Source organism: Bacteroides sp., assembly GCF_052357945.1.
GTDB lineage: Bacteria > Bacteroidota > Bacteroidia > Bacteroidales > Bacteroidaceae > Bacteroides.
The window spans coordinates 18,412-31,839 of the sequence record NZ_DAWCXD010000056.1 but is presented as its reverse complement, the minus strand read 5'-3'; the positions used below and the strand labels follow the sequence as shown (position 1 = coordinate 31,839).

The 13,428-nt window shown below is 42.6% G+C and carries 10 protein-coding genes; 5 read left to right on the top strand and 5 right to left on the bottom strand.

Annotated elements, in window-relative coordinates; translation table 11 throughout:
- Positions 1-466 precede the first annotated feature (466 nt).
- From ACT8YW_RS11905 to mutA, 3 genes are all read right to left on the bottom strand, one after another.
- The gene (locus ACT8YW_RS11905; protein ID WP_444105117.1) at positions 467-688 is read right to left on the bottom strand and encodes a hypothetical protein; all 222 of its coding nucleotides are present in this window, start codon (positions 686-688) and stop codon (positions 467-469) included.
- Between the two features lie 116 nt (positions 689-804).
- Positions 805-2,952: a methylmalonyl-CoA mutase gene (gene scpA / locus ACT8YW_RS11900; protein WP_444105116.1), complete on the bottom strand. Its 2,148-nt coding sequence runs from the start codon at positions 2,950-2,952 to the stop codon at positions 805-807.
- Position 2,953: 1 nt separating this feature from the next.
- The gene (mutA, locus tag ACT8YW_RS11895) at positions 2,954-4,855 is read right to left on the bottom strand and encodes a methylmalonyl-CoA mutase small subunit (protein WP_004312399.1); all 1,902 of its coding nucleotides are present in this window, start codon (positions 4,853-4,855) and stop codon (positions 2,954-2,956) included.
- 269 nt (positions 4,856-5,124) lie between these two features.
- Between mutA and ACT8YW_RS11890 the strand changes: the two genes are divergently transcribed.
- The gene (locus ACT8YW_RS11890; protein ID WP_004321876.1) at positions 5,125-6,789 is read left to right on the top strand and encodes a putative transporter; all 1,665 of its coding nucleotides are present in this window, start codon (positions 5,125-5,127) and stop codon (positions 6,787-6,789) included.
- A gap of 90 nt (positions 6,790-6,879) precedes the next feature.
- On the opposite strand, the gene ACT8YW_RS11885 is transcribed toward ACT8YW_RS11890, so the two are convergent.
- Positions 6,880-7,512: a cytidylate kinase-like family protein gene (locus ACT8YW_RS11885; protein ID WP_004299434.1), complete on the bottom strand. Its 633-nt coding sequence runs from the start codon at positions 7,510-7,512 to the stop codon at positions 6,880-6,882.
- Positions 7,513-7,564: 52 nt separating this feature from the next.
- Entirely contained in the window at positions 7,565-10,321 is a 2,757-nt protein-coding gene (locus ACT8YW_RS11880) for an outer membrane beta-barrel protein (protein WP_444105114.1), read from the bottom strand.
- Positions 10,322-10,457: 136 nt separating this feature from the next.
- Between ACT8YW_RS11880 and cobU the strand changes: the two genes are divergently transcribed.
- From cobU to cobC, 4 genes are read left to right on the top strand one after another with little or no spacing between them, the layout of a single operon-like run.
- On the top strand, positions 10,458-10,967 hold the full coding sequence (cobU, locus tag ACT8YW_RS11875) for a bifunctional adenosylcobinamide kinase/adenosylcobinamide-phosphate guanylyltransferase (protein ID WP_444105112.1): 510 nt from the start codon (positions 10,458-10,460) through the stop codon (positions 10,965-10,967).
- A gap of 2 nt (positions 10,968-10,969) precedes the next feature.
- A complete protein-coding gene (gene cobT, locus ACT8YW_RS11870; protein WP_070782729.1) occupies positions 10,970-12,007 on the top strand; it encodes a nicotinate-nucleotide--dimethylbenzimidazole phosphoribosyltransferase in 1,038 nt (345 codons plus the stop codon).
- A 1-nt stretch (position 12,008) separates the two neighbouring features.
- Positions 12,009-12,755 (top strand): adenosylcobinamide-GDP ribazoletransferase, encoded by a 747-nt coding sequence (locus ACT8YW_RS11865; protein WP_444105110.1) that lies wholly within the window; start codon positions 12,009-12,011, stop codon positions 12,753-12,755.
- Positions 12,756-12,763: 8 nt separating this feature from the next.
- Positions 12,764-13,294 carry an alpha-ribazole phosphatase gene (gene cobC, locus ACT8YW_RS11860; protein WP_444105108.1) on the top strand — a complete coding sequence of 177 codons (531 nt, stop codon included), beginning with the start codon at positions 12,764-12,766 and terminating at the stop codon, positions 13,292-13,294.
- Positions 13,295-13,428: the final 134 nt, after the last annotated feature.

Sequence of the window (13,428 nt, the reverse complement as noted above, 5' to 3'; positions counted from 1 at the left end):
TTCCTTCTATATATCCTTCTTTTCTGGTATGAGCGCCGAGTACTTCGGCTATATCGCGTGCTACTGATGGCTTTTCGGCTATGCAAACTATCATTTTTTCTCTTCTTGTTTTTACACTAACAGCTTACAAAGTTACACGATTATTTCTCATTGACCGCATGAAGAGAGAAAAAAGTCCATAAAGGTATAGATCGGAGAAAGAATGATAACTTCAACAGAATAGTTTTCAAGATGTACCGCTTTCTCCTTTTTTATACCACTCCATTTGATGTTTGATAAGCTATATAATGAAGCTGCACAGTTCTACACACGATATGTGCATAGCTCTGTGCAGCCTCTCTATAACGTTTCTATTTTAAACCGGAGAAATCACAGAAAAGAGGATAATGTGTAGAAGCAACGGTCACATCTACTCCCGACAGACTTTCTATCACATCAGCCTGTGTCACGTTTACGTTGTGACTCTTCAAAGACACGATAAAGTCAAGGCGACGTTTCTTACCACTGACTTCGGTAGACTTATCGGCACTAAGAAGATACCTTCCGAACGTTCCGTCTCCTTATCCAATCCCTGCAAGCAGACAATATCCGCATTCATTTTTGCGATAATACGTCCTGTCCGGTCGTAATCAATCACGCCATCTGTGCCTTTACAATATTTGAAATACTTTTTTTTATAAAACGCCAAAAAGGAGGTTTTCAATAATAGAATACAAAAAAAGGGTCAGTTACTGACCCTTTTTTCTATTAATTCATGGTTTCCCACTTATTGCATATACAACCTGTCCAATAAGAAAGTTTTCCTTATTCTTCATCCATTAGGATTTCCAGAATCTGACAAGCAGCTTTCGCTACCGGAGTACCCGGACCGAAGATAGCAGCTACACCTGCCTTATACAAGAAATCATAATCTTGTGCAGGAATAACACCACCGGCAATCACTACAATGTCTTCACGACCCAGTTTCTTCAGTTCCTCAATAATTTGCGGAACCAATGTTTTATGTCCGGCAGCCAGTGAAGAAACACCTACTACATGAACGTCGTTTTCAACAGCCTCGCGAGCAGCTTCCGCCGGAGTCTGGAACAACGGTCCCATATCCACGTCGAAACCACAGTCAGCATAACCGGTTGCTACGACTTTAGCACCACGGTCGTGACCGTCCTGTCCCATCTTTGCAACCATGATACGAGGTTGACGTCCCTCTTTCTTCGCGAACTTCTCGGCCAGTTCACAAGCACGTTTGAAGTCGCTATCGTTTTTACTTTCTGATGAATACACGCCTGATATCGTTCTAATTATTGCTTTATAACGTCCTACTATCTGTTCGCAAGCATAAGAAATCTCACCCAATGTTGCGCGAACACGAGCAGCTTCAACCGCCAGCTCAAGCAAGTTACTCTTGCCGGTCTTCACACATTCAGTGATAGCTGCCAATGCTTTGTCCACTTCAGCCTGATTACGTCCTTCTTTCAAACGTTTCAGATTTTCGATCTGTTCAAGACGGACTGCAGTATTATCAATTTCAAGAATATCAATCGGAGCTTCTTTTTCCAGACGATACTTGTTCACACCGACAATTGTCTGCTGACCACTGTCGATACGAGCCTGTGTACGTGCAGCAGCTTCTTCGATACGCATTTTAGGAATACCTGTTTCGATAGCTTTCGCCATGCCACCCAGTTTTTCAATTTCCTGAATATGCTCCCAAGCCTTGTGTGCCAGTTCGTTCGTCAGAGATTCTACATAGTAAGAACCACCCCATGGATCAACGTTCTTGCAGATGTAAGTTTCTTCCTGAATGTAAATCTGTGTGTTACGTGCAATACGTGCAGAAAAATCTGTTGGAAGAGCAATAGCCTCATCCAATGCATTGGTATGCAAAGACTGAGTATGTCCCAGAGCCGCAGCCATCGCTTCGATACACGTACGTCCCACATTGTTGAACGGATCCTGTTCGGTCAGTGACCAACCGGAAGTCTGTGAGTGGGTACGCAATGCCAGTGATTTCGGGTTCTTCGGATTGAATTGTTTCACAATCTTTGCCCACAACATACGTGCAGCACGCATCTTGGCTATTTCCATAAAGTGATTGGTTCCAATCGCCCAGAAGAAAGACAGACGCGGTGCAAATGCATCAATATCAATGCCTGCTGCCGTTCCTGCACGAAGATATTCCAAACCATCGGCCAATGTATAAGCTAACTCGATATCCGCGGTTGCGCCTGCTTCCTGCATGTGATAACCGGAGATAGAGATAGAGTTAAACTTAGGCATCTTCTGCGAAGTGTATTCGAAAATATCAGAAATAATCTTCATAGAGAATGCAGGCGGATAAATATAAGTATTACGCACCATGAATTCTTTCAGAATATCATTCTGGATAGTACCGGCCATTTCTTCGAGTTTAGCACCTTGTTCCAGACCGGCATTGATATAGAATGCCATAATCGGAAGTACAGCTCCATTCATTGTCATAGACACAGACATCTTATTCAATGGGATACCATCGAACAGCACTTTCATATTTTCCAATGAACAGATAGATACACCGGCTTTACCTACGTCACCCACTACACGTTCGTGATCGGGGTCATAACCGCGGTGAGTAGCTAAGTCGAATGCCACTGACAAACCTTTCTGACCGGCAGCCAAATTACGGCGATAAAATGCATTTGATTCTTCGGCGGTAGAAAATCCGGCATACTGGCGGATGGTCCAAGGACGAAGAGTGTACATAACTGAATACGGACCGCGCAGATAAGGAGGAAGTCCGGCAGCATAGCCAAGGTGTTCCATTCCTTCGAGGTCTTCTTTTGTATAAACAGGCTTCACTTCAATGTGTTCCGGTGTTTTCCAGTCAGCGGAGATACCGTTAGCCTTTTGCCATTCAGCACCATTAGTCGGCTGAAATGCGGCATATATATCGATGTTTTTAAAATCTTTTCTCATCTTACTTCAATAGTTTAGCGTTAAACTCTTTCAAGGTATCCAATACATTGACACGAACATGGATGAAGTTTTCGATACCTGCGGCTTTCAGGTCGTCCATACAAGCCGGAGCACCGGCAACGATAAACATAGCACGACCATTCAGTGCTTTGAAAGCAGGAATTGCATATTCAGCATATTCATCATCGCTAGAACAGATAACAACAATATCAGCTTTTGCAGCCATAGCTGCCTCTACTCCTGCTTCTACTGTCTCAAATCCCAGATTATCAATTACTTCATAACCGGCACAAGCCAGGAAGTTACAAGAATATTGAGCACGTGCCTGACGCATTGCCAAATTTCCGATGGTTAACATGAACGCTTTCGGACGTTTGCCTGATGCTTCTGTTTCGAGACGCAATGCTTCAAACTGACTGGCAGCACGATCGAACACCAGAGTATCCACCTCTTTTTCGCAAGTGTGAGAGTCACCTCCGCAACAACACTTACCTTCAACAGGTTGCTTATTGCCAGCCTTTTCATTGAAGTTCGGGAATTGGTTGGTACCCAACAGCACTTCACGACGCTGTGCAACTGCTTTATGACGAGCTTTGTTGCTCTCATTCACAGCAGCCTGAACAGTTCCTGCTTTCAATGCCGCATAGAAGCCACCTGCTTCTTCTACAGCAAGGAAAAGTTCCCAAGCCTGTTTTGCAATAGCCACAGTCAGATTCTCGATATAATAAGAACCGGCAGCAGGGTCAATCACTTTATCAAAATGAGATTCTTCTTTCAGCAGCAGTTGTTGGTTACGAGCCAGGCGTTCTGAGAACTCGTCCGGAGTCTCATAAGTCTTATCAAACGGAGTTACCGTCATAGAGTCTACGCCTCCTAATGCAGCACTCATGGCTTCAGTCTGTGTACGAAGCAGATTCACATGTGCATCAAACAAAGTAAGATTGAAAGTAGAAGTTTCGGCATGAACCGCCATTTTTGCTGCGCAACGACATTCTCCGTTAGGACCTTTATTCTCGCAATCACGCACACATTCGGGATTGTAAGAAGCTACAATATTTGCCCAAAGCAAACGTGCCGCACGGAATTTCGCTATTTCAAGGAAATAATTGGAACTGATACCAAAATTAAATTTGATTTTCTTGGCTACTATGGCAGCAGGAATACCGGCATCAGTCAATTGACCCATATATTCATTTCCCCAAGCCAGAGCATAGCCCAGTTCCTGAGAAATATAAGCGCCTGCATTATTCAATGATAAAGCGTTTACATTCAGCACACGATAGAAAGGAAGCGGCTGAATTGCTTCAATCAAAGATTTGGCTGTCTGTACCATATCACCTTTCTCCTTGCCACGAGTCAGCATCTTGTTGAAGAAATCATAGTTGATAGAACCTTTCAGTTTCTTCACATCATAATCTTTCTTCTGGAAATAAGCTACCAGCAGATTAGCCAACTCAACCACATGCCCCTGACAGGTTGAGAAATTCAGTTCAACACACTCTGCCTGAATATCACTTAACAGTGTTTCAATATATTCCGCATTAAGTTCTTTTGCTTTCACATGGAAAGAAAGTGAGTCAACACCCTTATTTAGGATATCCAGTGCTTTCGCATTGGCTTCTTTCGGACATTCTACTCTAATTTCCTGACGGACCAACCATGCATTGTTGTCTTTTTTAGTTCCTCTTAAATAAGGGAACTCTCCAGGAAGTGCATCAGTAGTTTTTAAATCCTCCAGATCTTCCATCCGGTAAAAAGGTTTCACTTTAAACCCTTCGTTTGTTTTCCAAACGAGCTTCTTCTCAAAATCAGCACCTTTTAAATCGGCTGTAACCTTCTCCATCCATTGTTCGGTGGAGGCAGGAGAAAAGTCTGAGAAGAGTTTTTCTTTTTTGTCTGCCATAGTTTATTTAAAATTAAAACAAGATTAATATTGTCTTTATTTTTATCTATCTCTTTCTAAATGTCAGTCGTTCGACCTGCAAATATAACCAATAAGTTAAAACGAATCTCTTTTTTAGGGAAAATTCGCACAGGACGCCCCGATTCGTCAAGTGCATACAATCTGCATAGAAATTCTTCATTTTTAGTTCTTCTTTTATTTGATTAGCTCCAATGTTATGAGTAATTTTGCACTCGTTTTTAGAAAAACATTATAAAAACTGCTATATTATGGATTGGTTACAAAGTTTATTATGGGACCCCAGCTCCGTAGCTCACATCGTGCTCCTCTACGCATTTGTAGTGGCTGCCGGCGTGTATCTTGGTAAGATAAAGATATTCGGAGTTTCTTTGGGCGTCACATTTGTTTTGTTTGCCGGCATCCTAATGGGACATTTCGGCTTCACAGCCGATACACACATCCTACATTTCATCCGTGAATTCGGATTGATCTTGTTCGTATTCTGTATCGGTCTTCAGGTGGGGCCATCTTTCTTCTCCTCTTTCAAAAAAGGAGGAATGACATTAAACCTGTTGGCTGTAGGCATCGTAGTGTTAAATATTGCTGTCGCACTGGGGCTTTATTACCTCTGGAACGGCCGGGTAGAACTGCCGATGATGGTAGGTATCCTTTACGGAGCAGTGACAAATACTCCGGGACTTGGTGCTGCCAATGAGGCTCTGAATCAGTTGCATTATACCGGTCCGCAGATTGCTCTCGGTTATGCATGTGCTTATCCCCTCGGTGTGGTAGGTATCATTGGTTCTATCATTGCCATCCGTTACATCTTCCGTGTCAATATGGCGAAAGAAGAAGAAAGCCTGAAAATCCAAAGTGGAGATTCACACCACAAACCTCACATGATGAGCCTGGAAGTTCGCAATGAATCAATTAGTGGAAAAACGCTGATTGAAATCAAGAATTTCCTGGGCCGTAAGTTCGTTTGCTCCCGAATTCGCCATGATGGTCATGTAAGTATTCCCGACCATGAAACAGTGTTTAATATAGGCGACCAGTTATTTATCGTCTGCTCGGAAGAAGACGCTCCTGCAATTGTAGTATTTATCGGAAAAGAAGTGGAGCTCGACTGGGAAAAACAAGACCTCCCAATGGTTTCCCGTCGTATTCTGGTTACCAAACCGGAAATCAATGGTAAAACATTAGGTTCTATGCACTTCCGTAGTATGTATGGGGTCAATGTCACTCGTATCAACCGTTCCGGTATGGACCTGTTTGCCGATCCGAATCTGATACTTCAGGTAGGTGACCGCGTTATGGTGGTAGGACAGCAAGATGCAGTGGAACGTGTTGCCGGTGTACTGGGTAATCAGTTAAAACGCTTGGATACACCGAACATTGTTACGATCTTCGTTGGTATCTTCTTAGGTATCCTTCTGGGTAGTCTTCCGATTGCATTCCCAGGTATGCCGACTCCTTTAAAATTAGGTTTGGCAGGCGGACCGCTGGTAGTGGCAATTCTTATCGGCCGTTTCGGTCATAAGCTGCATTTAGTGACTTATACAACCATGAGTGCCAACCTGATGCTTCGTGAAATCGGTATCGTTCTCTTCCTTGCCAGTGTCGGTATAGATGCCGGTGCCAATTTCGTGCAAACGGTAGTCGAGGGAGACGGATTACTATACGTAGGTTCCGGTTTCCTTATCACCGTTATCCCGCTACTTATCATCGGCACCATCGCAAGATTATATTATAAGGTAAACTACTTCACCCTGATGGGATTGATAGCCGGTAGTAATACCGACCCACCGGCATTGGCTTATGCCAATCAAACAACCTCCGGAGATGCTCCGGCAGTGGGATACTCTACAGTTTATCCGTTATCAATGTTCCTCCGTATTCTGACGGGACAGATGATATTATTAGCAATGATGTAAATCAAGTTTAGCATATAAACAATAAAGCCGGCTATATCCAAATGGAATACGCCGGCTTTATTTATTTTTTCAATCTGCTTTTCTATCCTGTCATACAAGCTGCAGTTTCTTTACTACAAATTCTTCAATGAACCGCACTGTCTCTTCAATTCCCAAAGAAGAAGAATCGATGCACAAATGATAAGTAGCTGCTGCTCCCCACGTTTTATAGCTATAATAATTATAGTATTCCGAACGTCTCTTATCCGCTTTTTCGATCATTTCTTCTGCAGCTTCCGCATCAATATGATGCATGCCACACAACCGCGCTATGCGATCTTCTTTAGAGGCTGAAATAAAAACATTAGCGCAACGAGGATGCTCTCTCAGAATATAATCTGCGCAACGTCCTACAAAGACACAAGATCTTTCTGCTGCCAGATGACGGATCACATCACTCTGTACTTTGAACAAGGCATCATTGCTCAAGCAGTTGTTACATGGCATAGCTCCCTCACTGATAAAAGGGAAACGCATACCGAACAGTCCGCCAATAATACCCTGCGAGGCTTTTTCATCAGCCTTTTCAAAAAACTCCTTACACAATCCACTTTCCTCCGAAGCCAGATTAATCAGTTCCTTGTCGTAGAAGTTGATTCCCAAACGGGCTGCCAACTTCTCTCCTATTTCTTTTCCGCCGCTACCTAACTGACGGCCGATATTGATAACATAATTACCGCTCATAGTACATTTTGTTTTATGGTTCTGTAGCAAACATACGACTTTTTTCTAAAAATCACATCATCAAACGAAAGTTATATTTGAAAGTGACTATGAAATATCCTTTTATTTCCTGGTTACGGAACTCATAAAAACCATCAGAAGAAGTCGTACGGCCGAAACTTTTCCTCTTTCCGAGAATATCCGCCCAATAAGCAGACAGTTCCGCTTCTTTCTTTTTCAAGAACCGCCAGCTGGCACTTGCATTCCACAACATCTGGTCATCTTCGCCTTTACGGATATTCGTACCATTACGGAAAGAATAAGCCCCGTCAGTCCGTAATTGCAAGCCAAAAGGAAGATCAACGTACCCCTCAAGACGAAAACTATAATTACGCGTATAGGTATCGTTATCATTGATAGAATTAAGCGAATACTGATAATTCCAGGAAGTAGAGAAATCAATACCTCCCCAGGTGGGCTGATAAGATACATTCGCGTCACACCCCAATCCGGTATCACGTGTCGTACTTTTCTTCGGTTCGAGGCTCTTGTCTTCATTAATCATACTGACACGATTGCTATGATTACCGTTCATATCCAACCGCAAGGAAAAATGTCCCAGACGCTTCCACCAGTTGGCACTTCCATATACATTCCAGTTTCCGTTAATATTAATAGGAGATGTCTCACGTCCGCCGGTTTTTGCATCATATAGCACTACCTGCGTCACACTGTTCTGTTCCATCTGCCCGCCGATATTCGCAGATATACCTTTTTTTGAATGTTGAAAGCTCACACGGACACTATGAGAAAACATCTGTTTCAAATCCGGATTTCCCCGGGTGATATACAACGGATTACTGTTATCCGTCAGCGGCATTAAATCTGATAAGGAGGGTTGCCGGGTTCTACCGCTATAATTGAAAGTGATCCGGGCCTCTTTCTTTTTCCAATTCACCCATATCATAGGCTGAAAGTCGATAGTATGCATGGTAGTGTCTGCATAGAGCTTTCCCATTTTCCGTTCAATGGCACGTTTTTGCGGAGTCATCCCTAATGAGGCATTAAACATCCAGGTATCATCAGAGTAATTAAGCCCCACATCCAGATTATGGCCATTCGTACGACTATGACTCCGATTACTCAAACTATCCACATACCCTGCTTCATAGTCGGGAGGCAGTTCACCAAAAACTTCCGACTTCGTCAGAGAAGATAATTCATACGTATCACGATTATCACGTTCATAGTTAGTATCCCAGTTATATGCTACCCGGAAATGCATCTTCTTACCAATAGGCTGGGCAAAGGTAATCCCGACTCTCCATGAATTATTTTTTTGAGGCGACTTCAAATACTGGTTACGAAAAAGCACCGAATCATTTCCCAATTTATCTTCAAGACGGAAATAAGTAGTTTTAGAAAGCGAAAAACTTTCATTATCTCCCCACGAATCCGAGTTCAGGATATTCAATGCCAGCGTTGTACCTTTTTCATTCAGACGTCTCATAATACTCATCATCCAGCTATAACGGTTCGACTGATTCTCCGAACGCGACCGGTTCTCACTACGATTCACTTTTATATCCCGGGGAATAGATTCAAAGTCATCAAACAAGCTCTCATGACTTATGCCGGGAGGAGCATCAAAAGATGCATTCTGGCTACTGTTTTCATTCCTATTAGGAGAGATTCCTAAATTACCGGTAAAATGTATACGTGTACGTTTATCTACTTCCCAGCTTCCCATGAAGTTAGAACTAATCGACCGCCCCTTAGAGTTACTTTCGTTAGTAGACGCAGAGTATTGATTACCTGCCGGCAAATACTGTTCCTGATAAATGGAAGAAAGATTTCCGTTCCGGTTCAAATTATAGTTCACACTTCCGGTCAAGGAGAATTTCTTACCGAATTTATGAGTCATATTCATTCCTACCGAATTGTTGATATTATCCTTGTAAGTACTATTCTGGTATCTGTTGGTAGACTGTGCGATGAAAGAAAGATTATCTCCGTCTTTACTAAAATAATTCACTTGCCCCTCCAAATCCTTCTTCTGGTTATTCCCGTATCCTACCGTTGCATTTGTCAGCCAGGTTTTATTCAATTCATCCTTAGTCTGCAAGTCGAGTACATATTTCTTTTCTCCTGAACTAATTCCGGTGAACTCCTCTTCTTTCGATTTCTTATCATATACTTTCAACTTACTAATCAGGTCCGCCGGAAGATTTTCGAGCGCCGTCTTTTTATCTCCCGAGAAAAAAGCTTCGCCATTTACATTGATTTCACTGATGGGTTGTCCGTTGTATGTCAACGAATTATCTTTCTTATTATATACCAATCCGGGAACACGCTTCACTAAATCTTCCAGATAAGCTCCTTCACGAGTTTTAAAAGCGGCAGTATTGATAACCGTAGTATCTCCCTCCATCACTACTTCCTGCAATTTTCCCGTTATCGTCACTTCACTAATCTGAATATCATCATCTTTCAATACCACTGTACCGATATTCACCGATACAGAGTCTTCCAGTGCCCGGTATACAGATTGCATTCCCATAAAAGAGACCTTCAACAGGTATTTCTTTTTCTTCTGCGGTTGATAATTAAGAATGAAACGCCCATTCTTATCACTTGTTATTCCCTTGATAAAGGCAGAATCGCTTTTCGCCAAAATAACAATGCTGGCAGATGGTAATGCCCGCTTCTCATTACTGCCGGCTTCCACTGTCTGCACTCTTCCTCGCACAGTTCTCACTTGTTGAGCATACAAAGTAGTATGTCCCCAAAGTAGCAGCAAAAGCAATCCCACTAACTTACAAGCGTTCATATCCAATAGTAGTTAAGTCTGATATTTATGTTGATCTAAAACAAATCGGGACAAAGTTAATAACTTTTACGTAAAACGGTTAATCCCAGAGTTATTTTTTATACCTTTGTCCATCCATTATTCAATCAGCAACTTAATGAAAAGGATTATACTAATCACAGGAGGACAACGATCCGGTAAAAGTTCGTTTGCGGAAAAAAAAGCGCATGAACTTACTACGTCACCGGTTTACTTGGCCACTGCCAAGATATGGGACGAAGAATTCAGAAAAAGGGTGAAACGCCATCAAAAGAACCGCGGTCCTGAATGGACAAATATAGAAGAAGAAAAAGAATTGAGCCGTCACAATGTAGCGGGCAGAGTCGTAGTGATAGATTGTGTAACTCTTTGGTGCACTAACTTCTTTATGGAGTTTGATTCTAACGTTGCCTCCTCATTGGAAGCTGTCAAAAAAGAATTCGACAAATTTACCCAGCAGGATGCCACTTTCATATTTGTAACTAATGAGATTGGGTGGGGGGGAGTTTCCGAGAACAAACTGCAACGTAAATTCACAGACTTGCAAGGTTGGACCAATCAATACATCGCATCGCATGCCGACGATGTATATCTCATGGCAAGTGGTATTCCCGTAAAAATAAAATAAACATGAAAACGTTTCATATTCAAAAGCCGGATGAAGCTATCAAAGAAGCTCTGATTGACAAAATCAATAATCTGACCAAGCCTAAAGGATCGCTTGGAAGACTGGAAGAAATTGCTTTGCAAATCGGACTGATCCAACAATCCCTTTCTCCACGATTAACTCATCCTCAAAATATAATCTTTGCCGCAGATCATGGCATCGTAGAAGAAAAAGTCAGCCCATCTCCTAAAGAAGTAACCTGGCAACAAATCAGCAACTTTCTTCATGGGGGAGCAGGGATCAATTTCCTGTGCCGACAGCACGGTTTCACTCTTAAAATTGTAGACGCAGGAGTCGATTATGATTTACCTTATGAAAAAGGTATCATTAACATGAAAGTCGGAAGAGGAACACGCAATTTCCTTCATGAAGCAGCCATGACACCTGAAGAGATGGAACTTTGCCTGGAGCATGGTGCCCAATGTGTAGACACTTCTCACCAGGAAGGCTGCAATATCATTAGCTTCGGTGAAATGGGAATCGGAAATACTTCGTCCTCTTCTCTATGGATGACTTGCTTCACCAGAATCCCATTAGATCAATGTGTAGGTGCAGGAAGCGGACTCAATCACCAAGGAATAAATCACAAATACGAAGTTCTGAAAAGATCTCTCGAACAATATCCGGGAGAGCATTCCGCAGAAGAAATCCTCTGCCGTTTCGGAGGTTACGAAATGGTAATGGCCGTAGGAGCAATGCTCAAAGCTGCAGAACTGGGAATGGTTATTTTAATTGATGGATTTATAATGACCAATTGTATTCTTGCCGCTTCACGCCTTTATCCGGAAGTGATGAGCTATGCCATATTCGGTCATCAGGGAGACGAGAGCGGACATAAGCTCTTATTGGATTATCTCGGAGCACGTCCCCTACTCAATCTCGGATTAAGACTTGGAGAAGGAAGCGGTTCCGTTTGTGCCTATCCCATTGTGGATTCCGCTGTGAAAATGCTGAATGAAATGGATTCATTTGCTCATGCTTCCATCACTAAATATTTCTAAAATGAACCAGATACTTGCCGCCCTCATATTCTTTACACGATTGCCTTTCTGGAAAATAAAAGAAGTTCCGCAGGAGTGTTTCAAACACGTTGTCAGTTATTGGAGTTTCAGTGGTTGGCTGACAGGGGGAATGATGGCATTGATTTTCTGGGGAGCCAGTACTATTCTACCTCACGGAGTAGCCGTAATCCTGGCACTGACTTCACGTTTGCTTATCACAGGAGCATTGCATGAGGATGGATTGGCCGATTTCTTCGATGGATTCGGAGGTGGGACGAACAGAGAAAGCACGTTACGCATCATGAAAGATTCCCATATCGGAAGCTACGGAGTTTTGGGATTAATCATCTATTATTTATTTGCTTACAATCTACTGGTCGCACTTCCCTTAGCAGTTACTCCTTTCTTATTACTAAGCGGAGATACTTGGAGTAAATTCATTTCTTCCAATATCATCAATTACCTGCCCTATGCACGGAAAGAAGAAGATAGCAAATCCGGAACAGTATATACAAGAATGAGTTTTGGGGAGATCGTAATGTCTGCGATGGGTGGAATACTGCCTCTCCTATTACTTCCTCCAAGCTACTGGCCCATATGTATATTTCCCATTCTGGTATTCTTCTTTATCTGCCGGATGATGAAACGACGTCTGAACGGATATACCGGAGATTGTTGCGGTGCATTATTTCTCCTAAGCGAAATGAGTTTCTGGCTGGGAGCAGTGATGTCTATCTATATAAAATAAGTAAACCTATGAATATTTATCTAATCAGACATACCTCTGTCGACGTTCCTAAAGGTCTTTGTTACGGTCAGTCAGACGTTCCTTTACGTCCTACATTTGAGATAGAAGCAGCCGTAACCAAAGCCAAAATCGAATCCATTCACTTTGATATGGCCTACACCAGTCCTCTATCCAGATGCACCCGTCTGGCACAGTATTGCGGATTCGGAGATGCCATCCGTGACCCAAGAATACTGGAACTTGATTTCGGAGATTGGGAAATGCAGTATTTTGAAAAAATCAAAGACCCGAATCTCCAATGCTGGTACGACGATTACTTGAATGTAAAAGCAACCAATGGAGAATCGTTTGCCGATCAGTATAAACGGGTAGCCGCGTTTTTAGACGAAGTCAGACAAAAGGAGGGTGAAAATATAGTAGTATTCGCTCATGGCGGCGTATTGATTTGCGCACAGATTTATGCAAAGTTGATTCAACCGGAAGAAGCATTTCAGGCAGTACCTGCCTACGGAGGAATCATCCGGTTAGAAGAGTTATAAACTTATCTTTTACAAGGATTCCATACCCGGCAAATCATCCAATCATATATATCAAGAGCGCCCGTACACAGACAGTCAAGACAATCATCATCTCTTCTGCACGACGATTGACAGCAACTCCCATCCGCATATCG